The sequence below is a fragment of the Mycobacterium sp. PO1 genome (assembly GCF_017312405.1).
GTDB lineage: Bacteria > Actinomycetota > Actinomycetes > Mycobacteriales > Mycobacteriaceae > Mycobacterium.
Map to the genome: position 1 here is coordinate 13,707 of NZ_BLTG01000044.1, position 20,260 is coordinate 33,966.

Here is a 20,260-nt window from a genome sequence, read left to right on the forward strand (position 1 = left end):
TCACCGTGCCCGAACTCGTCGCCGCGGAAACGTGCGCTCCAACAGAACCGCGGCCGAGTCCCCGAGTCCGCAACCGCAAAGCATGGCACCTGTTGGCTCGTGTGAACGTCGGCTACGAGTCCGCTGGAGCAAGAAGGCCTCGTCGGTTCCCCGGCAATCGCGGTCGTGCATTCCGCGCAGGCCGTTTGAAGACTGCCGATCAGGGAAGCCAGCACGTATGGCGGCCAGCGTCACGAGAAAGCTCATCGAGTCCCATCTCGAATCGGGTGAGCCGACGCCCGGTGAGGAGATTGCCCTGCGCATCGACCAGACCCTGACTCAGGACGCCACCGGAACGTTGGTGATGCAGGAGCTGGAGGCGCTGGAACTCGATCAGGTGCAGACCGAAGTCAGCGTTCAGTACGTCGACCACAACCTGTTGCAGACCGATGAGAAGAACGCCGAAGACCACGAGTTCCTGCGAACCGCCGCGCAGCGATTCGGGGTGTGGTTCTCCAAGCCGGGCAACGGGGTGTCGCACCCGACTCACATGCAGCGCTTCGGTGTTCCGGGCAAGACCATGGTCGGATCCGACTCGCACACCCCCGCCGCCGGGTCGTTGGGCATGCTGGCGATCGGCGTCGGAGGGCTCGAGGTCGCCATGGCGATGGCAGGCCGTCCCTTACACCTGCGGATGCCCGAAGTGTGGGGCGTTCGGCTGGAAGGCGAACTGCCGGAATGGTGTTCGGCCAAAGACATCATCTTGGAGATGCTGCGCCGCCATGACGTCGACGGCGGCGTGAACCGCATCATCGAATACCACGGTCCCGGACTGTCGAGCCTCACCGCCATGGACCGGCACGTCATCGCCAACATGGGTGCCGAGCTCGGTGCGACCACCACCGTGTTTCCCGCTGACGATGCGGTACGGACCTTCCTGCGCGCCGAAGGCCGCGAAGACGACTGGGTGGAACTGCTGGCCGACGACGGCGCCGACTACGACATCGACGAGACGATCGACCTGGCCGAGATCGAGCCGCTGATCGCTCGACCGTCATCGCCCGGCAACGTCGTACCGGTGCGGGAGGTCGCCGGTGAGCCGATCGCCCAAGTGGTCATCGGATCGAGCGCCAACCCCGGGCTGCGCGACTTCGCCATCGCCGCAGCGATGGTCGACGGACGACAAACCTCCCCCGAGGTCAGCTTCGACGTGAATCCCACCTCGCGGGAAATCCTCGAGGACCTGACCCGGATGGGCGCCACCACGTCGTTGATCAGCAGCGGTGCGCGGCTGCACCAAGCCGGCTGCATGGGATGCATCGGGATGGGGCAGGCGCCGGCCACTGGACACAATTCGCTGCGGACCATGCCGCGCAACTTTCCCGGCCGCTCCGGGACCAAGGAGGACCGCGTCTGGTTGTGCTCCCCCGAGACGGCGGCCGCATCGGCGCTGACCGGCTCGATCACCGACCCCCGTGAATGGGCAGAGGACGCCGGCATGAGTTATCCGAGCCTGCAACTGCCCGAGCGCAGCAGCGTCAACACCGCGATGCTGGTACCGCCGCTACCGGCGGAACAGGCTCAGCAGATACAACCGGTCAAGGGTCCCAACATCTCCCGTCTGCCTGATTCCGAGCCGCTGCTCGACCAACTGGAGGCGCCGGTGCTGCTCAAGGTCGAGGACAACATCTCCACCGACGAGATCTCCCCCGCGGGCGCGCGGGCCCTGCCGTACCGCTCGAACATCCCGAAACTCGCCGAGTTCAGCTTCACCCAGGTCGACGAGTCCTATCCGCGCCGGGCCGACGAGGCGCGGTCGACCGGCCACATCATCATCGGCGGACGGAACTACGGGCAGGGCTCCTCCCGTGAACACGCCGCGATCGCGCTGCGCTACCTGGGACTACGCGTCGTGATCGCCAAGTCCTTCGCCCGCATCCACTGGCAGAATCTGGCCAACTTCGGGGTGCTGGCGCTGGAGTTCGTCGACGCCGGCGACTATGACCGTGTGGAGCAGGGCGACACCCTCAAACTGGTCGATCTGCACCAGGCGTTGGACGGCTCGGACCCGCTCACCGTCGAGAACGTCAGCCAGAAGACCACCTTCGAAGTGCGGCATAGGCTCTCCCCCCGGCAGGCCGAGTACGTCCTTGCCGGCGGGCTCATTCCCCAAGTCGCGCAGGAGAACACCGAGGGCGCCGCGCAGGCGGCGACCGAACCACGGCAGTGAGCGCCCCGCTCAGTCGTAGACGACGTCGAGGCCCTGACGCGTCAGCTCGGCCAACGACTTGCGCATGGCCCGCAGTTGCTCGGGGGTATGGCCGACCCAGTCGGTCAGTTCACCGATGACCTCCACCGGTTCGCGGGTGCGGTACGAGCGGGTCGGGTTTCCGGGGAATCGCTTGTCGGTGACGTTCGGGTCGTCCTCGAGGTCACCCCGCGCCTTGACGAGGTAGATGCGGCCAGGCCCCTCTCCGAGCGCCAACTCGGCCCCCCATACCGCGGCGTCGACGGTGTAGGTGACGTACACGTGGTTGGCGATGCGGCTGTTGTCGTGGTTCATCGGCCGCCCCGGCACCAGCAGGTCGCCCACGGTGAGATCGGCTTTCGTCCCGTGTAGAAGTGCACCGCTCGGGTGCGTCTCGAACGGTTTCGCTGCGTTCACGTGTCTCCCCCTGTTCTGCGAATTCGGTTGTCGCACCGAGAAGCCGGATGATTGTGCGCCCTGGCCGGGGCCTTGCCGCAAGACCCGGGGTATCGCTTACAGTGAGAGTGGGAAGTCGTCCAGGACTGTGCGCCGAAATTGATGTCAGGGCTGCTGGATGTGAGCGATCACCACCCTCAGCACAATCTCGCGGTTTTCCGGCAACCCGAACCGCCGCTCGCGCCTCGGCAGCCCCTCGGCAGCGTGCCTCGGCAACCCGAACCGCCGAGCCGGTCTGGAACGGTCCCGCAGGTAACGTGGCCGGCGTGAAACTCTCTCGTGTGCTGTCATCTGTTGCCTTCGCCGCCTGTGCCACCTCGCTGGTGACTCTCCTGGCGGCCTGTGGCTCCGACGCTGAGACCACGTCGGCCGGTGCGCCGTCGGTGACCGACGTGGCGACCTCGTCGGTGACAGCTCCTGCGGCCGGCTGCCCGGTCGCCGCGCCGGCGACGGACGTCGCCCCGGAATGGACTCTGCCCGGTGCGACCGGCAGCGTGTCGGTCACCGGATCCACCGATGAGGCCGCGCCGCAGGTCACTGTCGAACCTCCGTTCAGCGTGTCCGAAACCCAGGTGCACACGCTGCAGGCCGGCGACGGGCCCGTCGTCTCCGACACCGCGACGGTGCTGGTCTGCTACATGGGGGTCAACGGCCGCGACGGTTCTGTGTTCGACAGCAGCTATCAGCGTGGTGCCCCCGTCGACTTCCCGCTCGACGGTGTCGTGCCCGGATTCCAGAAGGCGATCGCCGGGCAGACCGTCGGCTCCACCGTCGCGGTCGCCATGACCTCCGCCGACGGCTATCCGCAGGGCCAGCCCGCGGCGGGTATCGCCCCGGGTGACTCGCTCGTCTTCGCGATCAAGATCCTCGACGCCACGGCTTAGCCGATGACGCTCGTCCACGATCCCGAGGTCCTGGCCGCGATGCTGGCCGCACCGCCGCCGCCGGATCCGACGCCGCCACCGGTCGGCGACATCGCGACGCGGCGGCGCAACGCGACCGCGAACTTCGACATGATCGGCGCCGCCTACCCCGCCGTCGCGGGTGTCACCGTCGAGCGCGATGTCCTCGTCACCGCCGACGGCGCCGAGCTCGCGCTGCTGTGGTATCAGCCCGACTTGACGGAGTCAGCCGGCGGCGCGGCGCTGTATCTGCACGGCGGCGGCATGATCCTCGACCTCGAGCACACCGGCCGCGGATACGACGCGGTCGTGCGGTCCTACGTGGCGCACAGCAAGGTGCCGATGCTGATGGTGGACTACCGGGCCGCCCCCGAGCACCCCCACCCCACGCCGGCCGAGGACTGCTACGCGGCGCTCGGGTGGCTGGCCGAGCGGGCTGGGCAACTCGGCGTTGACCCCGCTCGGCTGGCGGTGGTCGGTGACAGCGCCGGCGGGGCGCTGGCGGCCGCGGTCGCCCTGATGGCCCGTGACCGCCGAGGCCCGTCGCTGGCGCTGCAGCTGTTGGTCTATCCGATGCTCGACGACCGCACCACGGTTCCCGACCCGCAGATCCCCGTCGAGGGCATGGTGTGGACCTACGACGACAACCGCACCGGGTGGGGCGCCCTTCTCGGTGATCGTGCGGGTGGCCCCGACGTGCCGTCCTACGCGGCGCCGGCGCGGGAGACGGATCTGAGCGGACTCCCGCCCACCTACCTCGACACCGGCGATCTGGACATCTTCCGGGCCGAGATCGTCGGACACGCCGCGCGGCTGGCGGCGGCCGGCGTGGCCACCGAACTCCACGTCTATCCCGGGTGCCCGCATGGATTCGAAATGCTGGCCCCCGCCGCAGCGGTGTCTCGGCACGCGGTCGACAACCGGGTGCGGCGACTGCAGGCGCTGCGCGACGACGCCACCGCCGAGTGACGCTGCAACGGCTCGGCCTACGTGCCCTTTTGTAGGCTCGTGGGCATGCCGTATGAGGACGGCGATGTTTTCGCTGGTTACACCATTCAGCGGCTGCTCGGGGCCGGTGGCATGGGCGAGGTCTACCTGGCCCGGCATCCGCGGCTCCCGCGACTCGATGCGTTGAAGATCTTGTCGCTGGACGCCACGGACGACGAGAGCTTCCGCGCCCGCTTCGTGCGTGAGGCCGACCTGGCCGCGACCCTGTGGCATCCGCACATCGTCGGCGTGCACGACCGCGGTGAGTACGACGGCCGGTTGTGGATCTCGATGGACTACGTGGACGGCACTGACGCCCGCGAGCTGCTCACCGGCCAGTACCCGGCGGGCATGCCCTACGACGACGTCATCGAGATCGTCGGGGCCGTCGCTGAAGCCCTCGACTTCGCGCACGAACGTCGATTGCTGCACCGCGACGTCAAACCCGCCAACATCCTGGTGACCGACCCCTCGGAGGGCGCGCGTCGCCGGATCCTGCTCACCGATTTCGGCATCGGGCGCGAAGCCGACGACGTCGACGGCCTCACCGACGTCGACATCGCGTTGGGCACTGTGTCCTATGCCGCGCCCGAACAGCTGGTCAGCAACGTCATCGACGGCCGCGCCGACCAATATGCGCTCGCCGCGACCGCCTATCATCTGCTCACCGGCGTGCCGCTGTTCGACCATTCCAACCGGGTGGTCGTGGTGGGCAATCACCTCAAGACTCCCCCGCCGCCGCTGTCGGCTCGCCGGCCCGACCTCGCGCACCTCGACGCGGTCATGGCGAAAGCGCTGGACAAGGATCCCCGCAACCGCTTCCCCACCTGCGAAGCATTCGCCCAGGCGCTGGCCGGTCACGCAACCAGCGACTCGCCGGCTCCCGCTCCGTCGGCGTCTCCCAGCAGGCCCGCGCCAGGCCCTCAGGACCCGTTGATGAGCACCTCGGCATTCGACGTCGCCGCCGACCTGGAGCGCAACCCGGCGAATCACACCATGCGGCTGACCGCGACGACCGTGCAGGGAACCGTCGCCGACGTCCGCAAACAGCCCGCCCGGCCCCCGCACGACGAGGAGGTCTGGACCTTCACGGTGCACCAGCACGGGCAGACCAACCAGCTCGGCGCCCGCGTCCCGGTGGAACTGCGGGGCACGTCGATCGTCGGGCGACTCGCCGACGGCGACGTGGTCGAGGTGCAGGGCATGTGGGACGGCAACACGCTGCTCGGGGAATCGGTGCTCAACCACTCCGCGCCGTCCGGCCGGCGACGCGCCCCGGGGCCCTTCGCGGTGCGATCGAACAAACCCGAACCGACGCCGTCCCCGACACGGCGGCGCGGACGCGCCGTCGCCGCCGCGGTCGCGGTGGTCGCCGTGGCCGCACTGGTGCTGACCGCTGTGCTGACCCACGGGTTCGGGCTGTGGTCGCCGCAGCGCGGCCCGGGACCGGTCATCCAGCCCACCCAGGCCACCGTCTTCTCGCCCGGCGGCGCGCCGGACCATCCCGACGAGGCCGATCTGGTGATCGACGGCAATCCCGACACCGCCTGGCACAGCGACACCTACGTCGACCCCGAACCGTTCCCCGTGTTCAAACAGGGCATCGGATTGATGCTGCAGCTCCCTGAACCCACCGCAATCGACGCGGTGACCCTCGACGTCGCCAGCACCGGTACCGAGGTGCAGATCCGTGCCGCCGACAGCACCGATCCGGCCAGCCTCTCCGATACCGCCGAGTTGACCTCCGACGTGCCGCTGCAGCCGGGTGAGAACCGCATCCCCGTCGACAACGACACCCGCACCGAACACCTTCTGGTGTGGATCTCGAAACTGGGCACGATCGACGGACAGAGCCGCACCGAGATCTCCGACATCACGGTGCAGGCGGCCGGCTGACCGAGGCCCGCGCTCAGGCGTGTAGCCGCCAGGTGGGATTGGGGTGTCCGCCTCCGGGCGGGATTCTGCTCGTCGGTGGGGACAATGGTGGCCATGGAGTCGACCCGGGTGGACCGTTGGCTGTGGGCGGTCCGGCTGACCAAGACCCGCCCCGACGCCGCCGCCGCGTGCCGGGGCGGCCATGTGCGCATCAACGACAAGCCGGCCAAGCCCTCGACGGCCGTCTCACCCGGCGATACGGTGCGTGCGCTGGTCGGCGAGCGCACCCGCATCGTCGAAGTGGTGCGGGTGATCCAGAAGCGGGTGGGCGCCGCCGACGCCGTGACGTGCTACCTCGACCGGACTCCCCCGCCGCCTCCCGTCAGCGCGCCGCCGATCGGGGTGCGTGAGCGTGGGGCGGGCCGCCCGACCAAACGCGACCGCCGCGCACTGGACAAGTGGCGCGGCCGCCGCTGAGCGGTGACCGCCGTCCGGTCAAGCCACCATCCACATGGCCAGCGCAAGGACGAACGCCGACAGGCCCAAGGTCGTCTCCATGACCGTCCACGTCTTCAGGGTGGTCTTGACATCCATCTCGAAGAACCGGCTCACCAACCAGAATCCCGAGTCGTTGACGTGCGAGAGCACGGTGGCGCCCGCAGCGATGGCAATCACCAGCAGCGAGATCTGGAAGTCGCTCAACCCGGCATCGGCCACCGACGCCGCGATCAGACCCGACGTCGTGGTCAACGCGACTGTCGCCGAGCCCTGCGCCACGCGCAGGATCGTGGAGATCAGGAACGCCTGCAGGATCAGTGACATGCCGAGGTCGGACAGCGAATCGCTGAGCGCGTCACCGATCCCGCTCAACCGCAGCACGCCACCGAACATGCCGCCGGCTCCCGTGATCAGGATGATCACACAGATGGGTGCCAGCGCCTTGTCGAAGATGCCGCTGACGTCGGCCATCGAATGGTTACGCAGCCCGAGCACCAGAGTCGCCACGATGACGGTGATCAACAGCGCAACGCTGGTGTTGCCCAGCAGCATCAGGTACCGCGCCCAGGTGGCGTCCTCCTCGAGGACGCCGGCCGCCATGAGGGTGTCGAGAACGGTGTTGAACGAGATCAGCACGAACGGCAGGAGCAGGATCCCGAGAACGGTGCCGAACGCCGGGGCGGTCCGGGTGGCGGTGGCCGTGCCCCCGCCGGAGCCTGCGGCACCTGCAGCGCCGCCGTTGTCCGCATCCCGGCCCCGGCCGCCGTTGTCCGCGTCCCGGCCTTTGCCGTTGTCGTCGTCGCGGCCGCCGTTCATCTCGCCGAACAGCGCGGTCGGAACGTCGACCCACACTCGGCGGCCGATGAACTGGGAGACCAGGAAGGAGCCGACGAACCAGGACAGCACCGCGACGGGCACACCGACCAGCAACGCCAGACCGATGTTGCCGCCCATCACCTCGGCGGCGGCGACGGGGCCGGGGTGTGGCGGCACCAGCGCGTGCATCGCGGCGAAGGCGCCGGCGGTGGGGAACGCGTAGAGAATGAGGGAGCCGCCGAATCGGCGGGCGACGGTGATGATGATCGGTAGGAACACCACGAGCCCGGCGTCGAAGAAGATCGGGAAACCGAACAACAGTGCGGCCACGCCAATGGCCAGTGGCGCGCGTTTCTCGCCGAAGCGACCGATCAGCGTGTCCGCCAGAACCTGTGCCCCGCCGGTGATTTCGAGGAGCCGGCCGATCATGACGCCGAAGCCCACGAGGAGGGCCACCGACCCCAGGGTGTTGGAGAACCCGTAGGACAGTGCCTCGGGCACGTCGGCGACGGGGATTCCGGCCGCCAGCGCCGTGAGGAGGCTGACCAGAACGAGTGCGACGAACGCGTGCAGCTTCACCCTGATGATGAGGAACAGCAGAAGCGCCACTGCCCCAGCGGCAATCAGGAGCAGGGTGGTTGCTCCGTAGGCCGGCTCGATTGCTTCCACAATTCCTCCGTACTGTCAGTGCCGGGTGGGTCCCGGACCTTGCTGTGTTCCGGCGATCACGCCCTCGCCCGGGGCCCGCGAGATCATGGCGCGGCCTGATCGGTGCCGTCGACGTAGCTGTCGACGATTCCGTCGATGTTCTGGTCGACGTCGATCGTCACGCCGCGCTCGTCGGGTTCCAGCGGCTCGAGGGTCTTGAACTGCGAGGCCAACAACGACGGCGGCATGAAATGGCCGGGCCGGCTTGCCTGACGCTTGCCGATCACCTCGGTGGAGCCGTACAGGTGGACGAATTCGATGTCACCGCAGTGCTCGCGAAGTTGGTCGCGGTACTTGCGCTTGAGCGCCGAACAGCTCATCACGCCGCCGCCGGGATGCGCGGCCAACCACTCCCCGATCGCCTCCAGCCAAGGGAAGCGGTCGTCGTCGTCGAGCGGTTCGCCGGAGCTCATCTTCGCGACATTGGCCGGCGGGTGGAAGTCGTCGGCGTCGGCGAAGGGGACGCGCAGCCGTTGCGCCAGCGCGGCGCCGACTGTCGACTTCCCCGAACCCGACACGCCCATGACGACGATTGGTGATGACATGTCCTCCACCTACCCGATTGTGGCCAGCATCACGCAGCTTGCCTCAATAGGCATATCAAAGCAACCCCCTTGGCCGGATTAAGCGGGTTTTAACTGTCGGTGGGCAACGTATGACAGGATCTGTGTATGGCCGACCAGCCCGCCGGTGCCCTCCATGGCAGTTTGCTGGCTGCGTTGGGATCGGCAATCGTGTCGGGTGAGTACCCACCCGGTCAGGTCTTCACCCTCGAAGCTGTGAGCGCGCGGTACCGGGTCTCCCGAAGCGTCGCGCGCGAGGCGGTGCGGGTGCTCGAGTCGATGCGCATGGTGGAATCGCGCCGCCGCGTAGGAATCACCATCCTGCCGGCTGAGAACTGGAATGTGTTCGACCCCAGGCTCATTCGATGGCGTGTCGACTCTGGAGACCGGGCGGCCCAGCTGGTGTCCCTATCGGAGCTACGGCGCGGTTTCGAGCCCGCCGCGGCGGCGCTGGCTGCGCGCCGGGCCACCCCGGACCAGTGCCGCACGATGGCGGCCGCGGCGTCCGACATGGTCATGCACGGACGCTCCGGCGACCTCGAGGCGTACCTGCTCGCCGACCGGCTGTTCCACCGGACGCTTCTGGCGGCGAGCGGAAACGAGATGTTCCGGGCGCTGACCGGTGTCGTGGACGAGGTGCTCAGCGGTCGCACCCATCACGGGATGATGCCCTCGTCACCGAATCCTGCGGCGATCGCGTTGCACGACGAGGTCGCCCGCGCGATCAGGACCGGCGACGAGGCGGCAGCCGAACTCGCGATGCGCGCGATCATCGATGAAGCGGCGTCGGCGGTGGCCGACGAATTCTCCTGACCGGCGGTGGCCGACGACATCTGCTGATCGGCGGTGGCCGATGGGTTCTCCTGATCGGTAACGGCCAGCGCTCAGCGCGCACCGTCCGGCTGATGCGGCCAGGACCTGCCGGCCGACACCGGGCCGGGTCCGGTGTCGTCGCCTCGTGACAGCGGCACCCACCGCTCGCTCGGTGCGGGCTGGCGGGACGAGGGGAAGTCGCGCAGTTGGCCGGACGGGTGCGCGTCCCAGTCGCCGAACGTGAGCGGGGTGAGCAACCACGCCCGCAACAACGCATAGGTCGCCGCCAGCGAATCCAGGTGGGTGCGCTCCCAGCCGTGGCTGCCGTCGACGCCGGGACCGACCAGTGCGGCGCGGGTGCTGGCCCCCGCCTCGATAGCCGCTGCGGCGTCAGATCGGTAGAACCGGAAGACGTCTCGGACACTACGGATACCGTGCTCATCGGCCAGTCGGCACAGCTGCCGGGACAGGTGGTAGTCGTAGGGGCCGTGTAGGTCGGCCATCAAGACGGTGACGGCGTCCTCACGTGACTGCAGCCCGGGGGCACAGACGGCGTTGTCCACGGTGATCATTTCCGCGATGCCGGAGGGCAGGCCGGAGCTGGCTCCGGATCCGACTTCTTCGGCGATGGTGATCATCAGCGCAGTGCGGTGCGGCAACCTCAGACCGTGGTCGGCGACGTGCTTGGCCAGGGTGAGGGCCACCGCGACGCCGGCCTGGTCGTCGAGATGGCGGGAGACGACGAAACCGTCGTGGGTGAGCTCGGGGCCGGCCATCAGAGCCACGAAGTCGCCGACCTGGATTCCCAGCCGACGCAGATCGTCGGGTGAAGACACCCGGCGATCGACGCGCACCTCGATGTGGTCCCAATCGGTCGGCTGGGTGTCGACCGCGTCGCCGAAAGCATGCCCGCTGGCCTTCAGCGGCAGGATCGTTCCGGTGATGAACTCGCTCGACTCGTCGCACAGGATTCGCACCCGCGCGCCCGCAGCGAACCGCGCGGAGAACGTCCCCACCGAGATCAGACCCAGCCGCCCGTTGTCCTTGAGTCGACTGACCATGGCGCCGACCGTGTCGGCATGAACCACGATCGCGCGGTCGACCGCGGGTGACTCCCCTGGCAGCTCCGCAATCAGGGCACCCCGCCTCGTCAGCGAAAACGGAATGCCTATGTCGTCGAACATCTCGCCGATGAGCTGCATCACCGCGTCGGTGCGTCCGGTGGGGCTCGGCGTCTGCAGCAGCGCCAGCAAGGTGTCGATCATCCAGGTGCGTTCGGCGTCAGGCATCGCGGGCGGCTGGCTCACGGCGTCCCCTTCGATTGTGGGCGTCCGGGCGGCGCGACACGGGCGTGGTTCGGGCTCGAAGCCGATGCGTCACGCGTGCGGGGTTCGATACCACCCCCGCACCGGCACCCTAGCCGTCAGTGGTGGGTCCACGTGGTGGTTTGCTGCAGCGACCGACGATCAGACGTGCCCGGGGCCTGGGGGGTCTCGGGGGCCGTGCCGACCCGGATCAGGACCTGCGGGTAGGACTCGCCGTCGAACACTTCACAGCCGAGAGCCAGTCGATTCCGTCCGTCGTGCAGCGGGTCGGTCAGGGCGCAGCTCGCCAACCCCAGCGCGGTGGCGGCCAGCAGCAGGTGGCTCAGGGTCTCACCAGCACGCACCCGGTCGATCTCGTCGTCACCCGCGGTGCCCAACGCGAGCAGCACCGCGCCATCCGCACCGTCTGGACCGCTTCGTCCGCCGACGGCTCCACCGGTGAACCGAAGCGCCATCTCCCCGTGCTCATCCCGCACCCATCGGGTGCGCGGAACGACGGCGAAGTCGACGCCACGACGCGCCGCGTGCACACTCAGCAACTCCAGCGTGCCCGCGGGCAGCCGGGCTTCGGGAAACTCGCGGCGATCGGAACGCCGGCTGCCGATTGCGGCGGCCAACTCGTGATGACCGGGCTGCGCTGGGTGTTCGATCACCTCGAACAGGGCGATGTGTCCCGGGTCGTCCGGCATCGGAAAGCGGCGCACGTGAGGGCGCCAACCTTCCGCGGCCAGCGCGACGGCGCAGTGGTCCAGTACCGCGCCGCAGCTGATCAGGACGTCGCGCCGGCCGGCACCGGAATCAGCGACTGCGCGACTCCAGTCCGCGTGCAGATGCAGACCTGCACCGTCGACCTGCCACCGCCACGGCTGACTGTTCCGTGGGGAGGGGGCGCGGGCCGCCAGATCCAGGACGGCTTCGAGCACCGCGCGATCAGGATGAGCGCCCGCCAAATGTGTCCCCTCGTCGACGACTGAACTTCCGTGCGGACATCCACATTAATCGGTACTACCGTCACTCAAGATCAGCTCAGGTCAGCGACCGCTCCGTTGCGCCGTGGTATTCGGCCATCTCGGCGGCCACCAGTGCCGCGCTCATAGCGTCGTCGGGTCCGTCGCCGCGAAAGGCATCGAGGTCTGCCCGGCTCGACCACCGTTCGAAGACGTTGATCCGCTGCGGGTCGACCCGGTCGGCGCTGATCGCGAAATCCAGGCAGCCGGGCGTCCGGCGCGCCTGTTCGACGACACCCTCGCACCCGGCCAGGTAGGCCTCCCGCTGGGTCGCCGCGACGGTGAGGTGTCCTGCGACGATGAGCATCGAAGGCTCCTTTCGGTGGTCGATCTGTCGCCCTGTAGACCCGCGGTGCGGTCGTCGTTCATCGCGGGGGGGCGTGGGCGTGCCGCGCTCAGGGGGTCTCGTCCGGTCGCGACCACGTGAACCGGCCGCCTTGGCCTCTGTCGCCTTCGAGCATGAACGCCCGGTGGTAGCGGCTGGCGCGCGCGATCGTGGCCAGCCAGGTGGCGACGGTACTGACGCGGTTGCTCACTCCCGTCAGCACCGCGATGTGGATGAGTCCCCACGCCAGCCAGCCGGAGAGTCCCGCCAACCTGATCGGCCCCACCTGAAGCAGAGCGTTGCCCCGGCTGATGTACGCCGCCGACCCCAGGTCGCGGTACCGGTAAGGCCGTCGGGGACGACCGATCAGGTCAGCGCGGATGCAGGCGGCGGCGTGCAGACCACCCTGCATGGCGTTCTCGGCCACGCCGGGAAGGTCGTCGCGTCCGACGAGATCGCCGATCACGAACACCTCCGGGTGTCCGGGCACCGACAGGTCGGGTCCGACCGCGATCCGTCCACAGCGGTCGGCGCCCGCCCCGAGGGCGGCGGCGACCCGGTGCGCGAACGGCACCGCCTCGACCCCGGCGGTCCACAGCACGGTGCGAGCCCGGTACCGCTGCACCGCTGCGCCGCTCTTCGGGGTGACGGTCACCCCGTCGCCGTCGACGTCGGTGACATGCACCCCGAGATGGAGTTGGACGCCCAGCGACGTCAGCGTTTCTGTGGCCTTGGCCGACAATGACGGAGCGAAGCTCTTGAGAACCCGGTCCCCACCGTCGAACAGCAGCACCCGGGCATCTTCGGGGTCGATGCTGTGGAACTCGTGTGCCAACGTGCGGGTCGCGACTTCGCGGATCTGTCCGGCGAGCTCGACACCCGTCGGGCCGCCGCCCGACACGGCGAAGGTCAGCCAGGCGTCCCGGTCCGGCCCCGGCGGCAGCGTCTCGGCGATCTCGAACGCGGCGAAGAGCCGCTGGCGGATGCACAGCGCGTCGTCGAGGGTCTTCATGCCGGGCGCCCACTGCGCGAAGTGTTCGTTGCCGAAGTAGGACTGCTGCATGCCTGCCGCGACGACCAACACGTCGTAGTCGATCAGGAACGTCGAATCGTCGGGTCGGCGAGCCGTCACCCGGCGGGCGTCGGGATCCAGGTCGACGGCCTCGCCGAGAAGAACCGTGACATTGCGGTGGCGGGCCATCTCCTCCCGCAGCGGACGGCTGATGTGGCCGATGCTGAGCATGCCGGTGGCGCACTGGTACAGCAGCGGCTGGAACAGGTGGCCTGCGGACTTGTCGAGCAGCGTCACGTCGACCTCGGCGCGGCCGAGCCGTCGCGCGCAGAACAATCCGCCGAATCCGCCGCCGATGATCAGGACCTTGGTGCGCTCGTCGCTCACGATCAGGAGGCTATCGGGCCGCAGATCCGGCGCACCGGTAACGGCGAATCGTCACATGACGAAGTAACCGATGCGATGGATGCGAAGCAGTCGGCATCCCGCCCGGCGGTCTTGAGGCGGCCGGACCTGCTCCCTTTCCCATGCGGCGCGCACGGCGCGCCTGACGAGGATGACAATTGCGAATGACGTTCTGGTACAACTCGTGGCGCCGACTGCTCGCCGGCGCCCTGGCAGCACTTCTGCTGCCCGGTCTGATCACCATCGTGGGCGGCTCGGCCACCGCGGGGGCGTACTCCCGCGCGGGGCTGCCGGTCGAGACACTGATGGTGCCGTCGGCGGCGATGGGCCGAGACATCCCGGTCAAATTCCAGGGCGGTGGCCCGCACGCGGTCTACCTGCTCGACGGGCTGCGCGCCCGTGACGACAACAGCGGCTGGGACATCGAGACCGCCGCCTTCGAGAACTACTTCGAGTCCGGTCTGTCGGTGGTGATGCCCGTCGGTGGCATGTCGAGCTTCTACACCAACTGGCAGAGTCCTGCGGTCGGCAACGGGCAGACCTACTCCTATCAGTGGGAGACGTTCCTGACCTCGGAGCTGCCGGCATATCTCGCGGCGAACAAAGGGGTGTCCCCGACCGGCAACGCGGTCGTCGGCTTGTCGATGTCAGGGAGCGCGGCGCTGATCCTGGCCGCCTATCACCCCGGCCAGTTCCGTTTCGCCGCGTCGCTGTCTGGTTACCTCAACCTGTCCGACGGCGTGTGGCCGCTGCTGGTGAGCATCGCCATGCGGGACGCGGGCGGTTTCAGTTCGACCGCGATGTGGGGGCCCGGCGGAGGCCCGGCGTGGGTTCGCAACGATCCGACGGTCAACGTCGGTCGCCTGGTGGCCAACGGCACCCGGGTCTGGGTGTACTGCGGAACCGGCCGGCCCGGAGAGCTGGGCGGCGGCGGCGACGTGCCCGGACAGCTGCTGGAGGCCATCACCCTGGACAGCAACAAGAACTTCCAGGCGCAATACCAGGCCGCCGGTGGTAGCAACGCGGTGTTCAACTTCCCGGCCAACGGCACCCACGGCTGGGGGTACTGGGGATCGCAGCTGGTCGCGATGAAGCCGGACATCCAGCGCACGCTGGGCGTCTGACCCAAACGAAAACCGGGGCGCGATCGGTGATCGCGCCCCGGTCTCGTGTCGACGGCAGAATCAGTAGGTCGGGATGAACACGCCGTTCATCCACACGCCCCAGTGCTGCCAGCCCTCGTCCCAGACCTGCGGATTACCGGCGGCCCAGGCCGGCGGCACCGGCATCGGCGGCGCCCACGCGGGCGGCTCACCGGTGTTGGGGCCCGGCGGCGGCATGGGAGGAGCAGGCTGGGCAGGCATGTTCGGCCACGGGGCGGGCTCGGCGGTCGCGGTGGCGATGCCGCCGACGGCGCCCGCGGTGAGGCCGCCCAGAACAGCTGCGCTTGCGAGAACCTTGGTGAACTTCATCGTCGTGAACTCCATTCCTGGGTTCGGTCTGACCCGCTGTCGGGTGCGTACGTGCGGAGTTCTAGCCCGAATCACGATCGGGTAAACCCGTCCCCGGCCAACGGTGATGCGCGTAACAATGTGATGGCGTCTACTGAAACGGTGAGCCAGACATCGCGCGCCGAGCTGCGGCGGGCCGCCGACTCCCGCGGGACCGTGTCCGAGGATGCGCTGGTCGCCCTGTCCGACGGCCCGATGTGTCAGCGGCTCGAGGCGGCCATGAGGGCGCTGGCTGCCCATCGCGGGCGGACCAGCAGCACTTGTCCGTCGGACGTGGCCCGCAGTGTCGGCGGGGACCGGTGGCGCGAACTGATGGACGACACCCGTGCGACCGCCCGGCGGCTCGCGGCCGCCGGCGTCGTCGAGATCACCCAGCGCGGCAGCGTGGTCGATCCGAACGACGACTGGCGCGGGCCGATCCGGATCCGGATCACCGGCTGACCGCGCAGACATGTCCGAGCAAGACCGAGTCCGCTGGGACCAGCGTCATGCAGACCGCGACCCCGTCGACGAGGCGGACGTCGACCTGCCCGCGGCCTTCCGTCCGTATGCCGACGTGTTTCCGCGGGCCGGGAACGCACTCGACGTCGCATGCGGCCGCGGCGCCGGCGCGGTATGGCTCGCGCGGCGCGGCATGACGGTCCACGGCGTCGACGTCTCGCCCGTCGCGGTGCGGGCCGCACGCGACCTCGCCCGCCGCTGCGGCGTCACCGCGCGCTGTCGCTTCGACGCGATGGACCTCGACGCCGGACTGCCCGCCGGAGGGCTCGTCGATGTGCTGTTGTGCAGCATGTTCCGCGATCGACGGCTGGACGCGGCTCTCGTGGCGCGGCTTGCGCCCGGCGGCCTTCTCGCGGTCAGCGCGTTGAGCGAGGTCGGTGCCGTACCGGGACCGTTTCGCGCTCACGCCGGTGAACTCACCGACGCGTTCGGTGCGCTCGAGGTGATCGCGTGCGCCGAAACACACGGACAGGCCTGGTTACTCGCCCGTCGGTGAGGACCGCGCGGCAGGAGGCCGGGTCGCGCCCCACAACCCCACCCCGATCCCGACGACCGCGCCACCGAGCCCGATGAGTTTCTGCGATGGTCTCAGCTGATCGTGCACGCTCCACCCGCCCAGCAGATCTGACGCATCCGCGCCGCCCGAAGCCAGAAACCACCCGCGGGTGTCGCGTCCGCGTACCGCGCTCGCGAGCAACATGGCACCGATCAACGCGTCGCGGTATCCCATCGATCGCAGCAACAGCCGCGCCGTGGGCGGCGGTTCGTCCGGGTCACCCCACCACCGATTGGCCCGCAGCGGATCGACGAGGAACGACACCCCCGACGCCAAGCGAATTGCGCCCGCTGCCAACGCCGCACCGTCCACCGCCATGCCGCGAACCCTACCGAGGGCGCCGGTGCCCCGTAGCGAAATCAGTCCGGGTGGATGTCAGCGCGGCGGCCCGCTCGACTTCCTCGAGCTTGAACTCCCCGGCACCGTCCAGGCGAAGGCAAGTAGTGCGTGAGCGGCCCGGCCCTTGTCCGGCATCACCGCGACCCGATGGAATCGGCTGTGGTGCTCGAACAGGCGCCGATCCCAGATCCTGCGCCAGTCCCGCGGCGCCGGCCTGTGGGTCAGATCCCCGTCACGCCGTCAAGACGTTCGCGAAGGATGTCGGCGTGACCGTTGTGCCGGGCGTACTCACCGATCATGTGGAGGTAGATCCAGCGCACGGAGACCTCGGTGCCCATGAACGGAACCACGTCGTCGAGTTCGTGATCCGCGCAGATGGTGTGCGCGGTGTCGACCTCAGCCCGCCATCGTTGCACCGCATCCGCGAACGACACCTGCTCGGACAGCTCGAAGCCGCCGTCATGCCCGCCGGGGGCCGGCGCCGGGCCGTAGATCGGCGGCGCGTCCCGCCGGCCCATCACCCGCTGAAACCAATTCCGTTCCACCTCGGCCAGGTGCTGCACCAGTCCCTGCAGCGTCAACGATGACGGTGGTGCCGATGCGGTGCGCAACGTCGTGTCGTCCAGGCCGTCGCACTTGAGCAGCAGCGTGCGGCGCTGGAAGTCCAACCACGCTGTCAGCGTGGTGCGTTCGTCGCCGTTGAACGGTGGTGTCTCGCGCTCGCCGATTTCCATGGCCGCGATCATCGCACCCTGTTCTCACCCGTTCGCAAGCCGTTCGAGATGAGGGACCCGATTCCGGACGAGCGCAACCGTTCCAGACGAGCGCGGCCGTCGGATACAACGCAGCCTCACCAGATGAGCGCGGCCTTCGGATGCGAGCACAGCCGTTTCCGGAGCTGCTTCAGATGACGGGACTCATCGGAGATGATCGGAGTCGTGCCCGATACACCGTTGACCATTCCGGGTCTGCTCGCGCGCGCCGTCGCCGATCACGGTGACCGGATCTATGCGATCAGCCCGACCGGCCGACTGACCTACTGTCAGGCCGAACAGCGCTCCGCGGAACTGGCCCGGTGGATGTTGGCTCTCGGCGTCGGTAAGGGGACCCGGGTCGGGTTGTTCTTCGCCAACGACATCGAGTGGATCATCTGGTGGCTGGCGGCGTCGCGCATCGGCGCGGTCGCGGTCCCGCTGAGCACCATGTACCGGCCCGCCGAGCTGGCCAAGGTGGTCAGGCTGGCCGACGTCGGACTGCTCGTCGCGCCGGCCCGGGTGCTGGACATCGACGTCGCCGCGCGTTTGGAGGCGGCATTCCCCGGCCTCGCCGATCAGCGGGCGGACCGGCTGTCGCTGCCGGCTGCACCGTTTCTGCGGCGCATCGCGCTCACCTCCGGCGCCCGTGTCGCCTGGGCGTCCCGGTGCGCCGACGACACCGACGACGGCGCCGACGACACCGACGACGGCGACGACCGGGTCGGCGCTGACGTGCTGGCTTCGGCCGAGGCCGAGGTATCCGCCGCCGACCTGGCCATCATGGTGCACACGTCGGGATCGACCGCGGATCCGAAGGGCGTTCTGCACACCCACGGAACCCTGGTGCGGCAGACCTCGACGTGGCCGGCCGCCATCCGGGCCGTCACCGGGTCGCAGGATCCACCGGTGATCGTCTGTGCCATGCCGTTGTTCTGGATCGGTGGCGTGTTGGCCGTCATGGGTGCGATGCACGAGGCGGTGACGTTGCTGCTGATGCCCCGGCTCGATGCGGGTGTCGCCCTGGACCTCGCCGAGGCCGAACGGGCCACCGGCATCGTGGGTTGGCCGGCGTTCACCCAGCGGATGCGCGAGCATCCCAGCTTCGCCGGCCGTGATCTGTCGTCGGCGCCGATGCTGCGTCACGGTCCACTCGACATCGCGATGACCGATGTGCCCGACGGATATCCGGTGCACCGCACCATGTCCGAGACAGCGGGCGGCTTCGCCTACACCGACATCGCGGTGGTCGACGACGGGGGTACCCCGGTCGCCGACGGTGTGGTCGGAGAACTGCTGGTTCGCGGCATCGGCGTGATGGCCGGATACAACAAGAAAGAACGGTGGGAGACCTTCGACGCGGACGGGTGGTACCACACCGGAGACCGGGTCTACCGCCGCACCGGCGATCCGCGGCTGTTCTATGTCGGGCGTAGCACCGAGCTCATCAAGACCTCGGGGGCCAACGTCTCCCCGCTCGAAGTCGAGGCCGTGATCGGGGAATTCGACGGGGTGGCGCAGTGCGTGGTGGTCGGGGTGCACCATCCCGAGCGAGGTGAGGAAGTGTGCGCGGTCGTGGTTGGTGGCACTGCCCAGTTGGACCTCGAAGCCCTGGCTCGTCGTGCCCGTGACGTGTTGTCCCCCTACAAGGTGCCCACTCGGTGGATCCCGGTGTCCAGCGCGCAGATTCCCACGCTGCCCAGCGGTAAATTGAACCGAAAAGCTCTGCGGGACTGGGTAGTCGGCTCAGTTCTGTCGGGGCAGTAGCTCACGGACGAACTCGTCGAGGAAGCGCGGCATGTCGACTGGGCCGGCCGGTCTGATCACGAACTTCGTCAGCCCGGCTGCGAGGTAGCCGTCGAGTTGTGCATGCAGGGCAGGCCAGTCCTCGGCGACCAGGTCCGTCGGCCGCAGGTCCGGGCGTCGTCTGCGCACCGAGTCCGCAACGGCCGCCGGCAGCGTACCGGTGCCCACGGCGAGGTTGATGCCGTAGTGATCGGCAGGGATGCTGCGGCCGGCTTCGCCGGCCGCAGCGACGATCTGAGTGTGCGCATCAGCGGTCTCCTCGGGGGTGAGGAAGCTGCCCAGCCACCCGTCGCCGTGCGTCCCGACCCGGCGGTACCCTGCGGCTGACGCGCCGCCGAGCCAGATGTCCAGCGGTGCGGCGGTTTTGGGGAGAATCCGCACGTCACGTACATCGTGATAGGTGCCGCGAAAGGCGACCGGATCCGTAGCGTCCGGGTCGAGTGCGGCACGGAGCAGGGTCAACGCCTCGTCGAACACCGCACCGCGACGGCCGGCCGGAACGGGGAACAAGTCGCGTTCGGCGGGCAGTGCCGAGCGCAGACCGAACACCGGGAGCACCCGTTTGGGCGCCAGCGCGGCCAGTGAAGCCAGCTGCTTGGCCACCAGGACCGGGTGGCGGCCCGGCAGCACCGCCACCGAGGTGCCGACCTTCAGTTCCGTTGTGCGCGGCAGCGCGAACGCCATCCCGATGACGGGGTCGACCGCCTGCGAGTAGACGATCTCGGAGAACCACAGTGAGTCCACTTCCGCTGCCTCCAGGCGGTCGACGATGCCGGGGAGGTCCTGCGTGGCGGTCTCGGGCCCCAGCCCCACCCCGAAGCGGATCTTCACGACTATCCACCGTAGCGATGCGCCCTATGCGTGCTGTGCCCGCGT

General features: G+C 68.9%; 21 protein-coding genes. 10 read left to right on the plus strand and 11 right to left on the minus strand.

The genetic code is table 11. The features are described 5' to 3' along the window. The first annotated feature begins 217 nt into the window (after nt 1–217). Nucleotides 218–2,209: an aconitate hydratase gene (locus J3476_RS15630; protein ID WP_207067337.1), complete on the plus strand. Its 1,992-nt coding sequence runs from the start codon at nt 218–220 to the stop codon at nt 2,207–2,209. A gap of 9 nt (nt 2,210–2,218) precedes the next feature. Here J3476_RS15630 and arr read toward each other — a convergent pair whose 3' ends face one another. Further along, entirely contained in the window at nt 2,219–2,644 is a 426-nt protein-coding gene (arr, locus tag J3476_RS15635; RefSeq protein ID WP_207067338.1) for an NAD(+)--rifampin ADP-ribosyltransferase, read from the minus strand. Nucleotides 2,645–2,949: 305 nt separating this feature from the next. Here arr and J3476_RS15640 point away from each other — a divergent pair, with 305 nt between their 5' ends. The 4 genes from J3476_RS15640 to J3476_RS15655 all read left to right on the plus strand — a co-directional run bounded on the left by J3476_RS15640 (nt 2,950) and on the right by J3476_RS15655 (nt 6,924). Further along, nucleotides 2,950–3,567: an FKBP-type peptidyl-prolyl cis-trans isomerase gene (locus J3476_RS15640; protein WP_207067339.1), complete on the plus strand. Its 618-nt coding sequence runs from the start codon at nt 2,950–2,952 to the stop codon at nt 3,565–3,567. A 3-nt stretch (nt 3,568–3,570) separates the two neighbouring features. Next, nucleotides 3,571–4,554 (plus strand): alpha/beta hydrolase fold domain-containing protein, encoded by a 984-nt coding sequence (locus tag J3476_RS15645; RefSeq protein WP_207067340.1) that lies wholly within the window; start codon nt 3,571–3,573, stop codon nt 4,552–4,554. Nucleotides 4,555–4,599: 45 nt separating this feature from the next. Further along, nucleotides 4,600–6,468, plus strand: coding sequence for a serine/threonine-protein kinase (locus J3476_RS15650; protein ID WP_207067341.1), 1,869 nt, complete (start codon nt 4,600–4,602; stop codon nt 6,466–6,468). Nucleotides 6,469–6,561: 93 nt separating this feature from the next. Continuing rightward, nucleotides 6,562–6,924 (plus strand): RNA-binding S4 domain-containing protein, encoded by a 363-nt coding sequence (locus tag J3476_RS15655; protein ID WP_163675919.1) that lies wholly within the window; start codon nt 6,562–6,564, stop codon nt 6,922–6,924. An 18-nt stretch (nt 6,925–6,942) separates the two neighbouring features. Here the strand turns inward: J3476_RS15655 and J3476_RS15660 are convergent, their stop codons facing one another. Continuing rightward, nucleotides 6,943–8,430 (minus strand): GntP family permease, encoded by a 1,488-nt coding sequence (locus tag J3476_RS15660; protein WP_207067342.1) that lies wholly within the window; start codon nt 8,428–8,430, stop codon nt 6,943–6,945. An 83-nt stretch (nt 8,431–8,513) separates the two neighbouring features. Next, entirely contained in the window at nt 8,514–9,014 is a 501-nt protein-coding gene (locus J3476_RS15665; RefSeq protein ID WP_207067343.1) for a gluconokinase, read from the minus strand. 126 nt (nt 9,015–9,140) lie between these two features. On the opposite strand from J3476_RS15665, the gene J3476_RS15670 reads away from it, so the two are divergent. Then, entirely contained in the window at nt 9,141–9,845 is a 705-nt protein-coding gene (locus J3476_RS15670; RefSeq protein WP_207067344.1) for a FadR/GntR family transcriptional regulator, read from the plus strand. A gap of 71 nt (nt 9,846–9,916) precedes the next feature. Here the strand turns inward: J3476_RS15670 and J3476_RS15675 are convergent, their stop codons facing one another. From J3476_RS15675 to J3476_RS15690, 4 genes are all read right to left on the minus strand, one after another. Beyond that, a complete protein-coding gene (locus J3476_RS15675; protein ID WP_207067345.1) occupies nt 9,917–11,152 on the minus strand; it encodes an osmoprotectant NAGGN system M42 family peptidase in 1,236 nt (411 codons plus the stop codon). A 116-nt stretch (nt 11,153–11,268) separates the two neighbouring features. Continuing rightward, nucleotides 11,269–12,093, minus strand: a complete 825-nt coding sequence (locus J3476_RS15680) for a nitroreductase (RefSeq protein ID WP_286183182.1) — start codon at nt 12,091–12,093, stop codon at nt 11,269–11,271. Nucleotides 12,094–12,196: 103 nt separating this feature from the next. Further along, complete coding sequence (locus J3476_RS15685) at nt 12,197–12,484, minus strand: putative quinol monooxygenase (RefSeq protein WP_207067347.1); 288 nt, start codon at nt 12,482–12,484, stop codon at nt 12,197–12,199. Nucleotides 12,485–12,572: 88 nt separating this feature from the next. Further along, nucleotides 12,573–13,901 carry an NAD(P)/FAD-dependent oxidoreductase gene (locus J3476_RS15690; RefSeq protein ID WP_373889072.1) on the minus strand — a complete coding sequence of 443 codons (1,329 nt, stop codon included), beginning with the start codon at nt 13,899–13,901 and terminating at the stop codon, nt 12,573–12,575. 182 nt (nt 13,902–14,083) lie between these two features. On the opposite strand from J3476_RS15690, the gene J3476_RS15695 reads away from it, so the two are divergent. Then, nucleotides 14,084–15,043 (plus strand): alpha/beta hydrolase family protein, encoded by a 960-nt coding sequence (locus J3476_RS15695; RefSeq protein WP_207067348.1) that lies wholly within the window; start codon nt 14,084–14,086, stop codon nt 15,041–15,043. Nucleotides 15,044–15,103: 60 nt separating this feature from the next. On the opposite strand, the gene J3476_RS15700 is transcribed toward J3476_RS15695, so the two are convergent. After that, nucleotides 15,104–15,391: a hypothetical protein gene (locus J3476_RS15700; RefSeq protein WP_152517439.1), complete on the minus strand. Its 288-nt coding sequence runs from the start codon at nt 15,389–15,391 to the stop codon at nt 15,104–15,106. 141 nt (nt 15,392–15,532) lie between these two features. On the opposite strand from J3476_RS15700, the gene J3476_RS15705 reads away from it, so the two are divergent. Further along, nucleotides 15,533–15,871 carry a DUF3253 domain-containing protein gene (locus J3476_RS15705; protein ID WP_286183186.1) on the plus strand — a complete coding sequence of 113 codons (339 nt, stop codon included), beginning with the start codon at nt 15,533–15,535 and terminating at the stop codon, nt 15,869–15,871. Between the two features lie 10 nt (nt 15,872–15,881). Continuing rightward, nucleotides 15,882–16,427: a bifunctional 2-polyprenyl-6-hydroxyphenol methylase/3-demethylubiquinol 3-O-methyltransferase UbiG gene (locus J3476_RS15710; RefSeq protein WP_207067349.1), complete on the plus strand. Its 546-nt coding sequence runs from the start codon at nt 15,882–15,884 to the stop codon at nt 16,425–16,427. Here the strand turns inward: J3476_RS15710 and J3476_RS15715 are convergent. Both J3476_RS15715 and J3476_RS15720 read right to left on the minus strand, forming a co-directional pair. Continuing rightward, nucleotides 16,410–16,805, minus strand: a complete 396-nt coding sequence (locus J3476_RS15715) for a DUF4267 domain-containing protein (protein ID WP_207067350.1) — start codon at nt 16,803–16,805, stop codon at nt 16,410–16,412. The two genes, J3476_RS15710 and J3476_RS15715, sit on opposite strands and share 18 nt — an antisense overlap. 242 nt (nt 16,806–17,047) lie before the next feature. Continuing rightward, nucleotides 17,048–17,560 (minus strand): DinB family protein, encoded by a 513-nt coding sequence (locus J3476_RS15720; RefSeq protein ID WP_207067351.1) that lies wholly within the window; start codon nt 17,558–17,560, stop codon nt 17,048–17,050. A gap of 204 nt (nt 17,561–17,764) precedes the next feature. On the opposite strand from J3476_RS15720, the gene J3476_RS15725 reads away from it, so the two are divergent. Further along, a complete protein-coding gene (locus J3476_RS15725; RefSeq protein ID WP_286183190.1) occupies nt 17,765–19,345 on the plus strand; it encodes a class I adenylate-forming enzyme family protein in 1,581 nt (526 codons plus the stop codon). On the opposite strand, the gene J3476_RS15730 is transcribed toward J3476_RS15725, so the two are convergent. Beyond that, complete coding sequence (locus J3476_RS15730; protein WP_207067353.1) at nt 19,325–20,215, minus strand: TIGR03854 family LLM class F420-dependent oxidoreductase; 891 nt, start codon at nt 20,213–20,215, stop codon at nt 19,325–19,327. The genes J3476_RS15725 and J3476_RS15730 overlap by 21 nt on opposite strands. Nucleotides 20,216–20,260: the final 45 nt, after the last annotated feature.

Bases quoted from the DNA above. Each gene is read 5' to 3' on its own strand.
- J3476_RS15650 (WP_207067341.1), top strand. From the start codon at position 4,600: ATGCCGTATGAGGACGGCGATGTTTTCGCTGGTTACACCATTCAGCGG.
- J3476_RS15710 (WP_207067349.1), top strand. From the start codon at position 15,882: ATGTCCGAGCAAGACCGAGTCCGCTGGGACCAGCGTCATGCAGACCGC.
- J3476_RS15685 (WP_207067347.1), bottom strand. From the start codon at position 12,484: ATGCTCATCGTCGCAGGACACCTCACCGTCGCGGCGACCCAGCGGGAG.
- J3476_RS15720 (WP_207067351.1), bottom strand. From the start codon at position 17,560: ATGGAAATCGGCGAGCGCGAGACACCACCGTTCAACGGCGACGAACGC.
- J3476_RS15715 (WP_207067350.1), bottom strand. From the start codon at position 16,805: ATGGCGGTGGACGGTGCGGCGTTGGCAGCGGGCGCAATTCGCTTGGCG.
- J3476_RS15645 (WP_207067340.1), top strand. From the start codon at position 3,571: ATGACGCTCGTCCACGATCCCGAGGTCCTGGCCGCGATGCTGGCCGCA.
- J3476_RS15695 (WP_207067348.1), top strand. From the start codon at position 14,084: ATGACGTTCTGGTACAACTCGTGGCGCCGACTGCTCGCCGGCGCCCTG.
- J3476_RS15630 (WP_207067337.1), top strand. From the start codon at position 218: ATGGCGGCCAGCGTCACGAGAAAGCTCATCGAGTCCCATCTCGAATCG.
- J3476_RS15670 (WP_207067344.1), top strand. From the start codon at position 9,141: ATGGCCGACCAGCCCGCCGGTGCCCTCCATGGCAGTTTGCTGGCTGCG.
- J3476_RS15700 (WP_152517439.1), bottom strand. From the start codon at position 15,391: ATGAAGTTCACCAAGGTTCTCGCAAGCGCAGCTGTTCTGGGCGGCCTC.
- J3476_RS15655 (WP_163675919.1), top strand. From the start codon at position 6,562: ATGGAGTCGACCCGGGTGGACCGTTGGCTGTGGGCGGTCCGGCTGACC.
- J3476_RS15665 (WP_207067343.1), bottom strand. From the start codon at position 9,014: ATGTCATCACCAATCGTCGTCATGGGCGTGTCGGGTTCGGGGAAGTCG.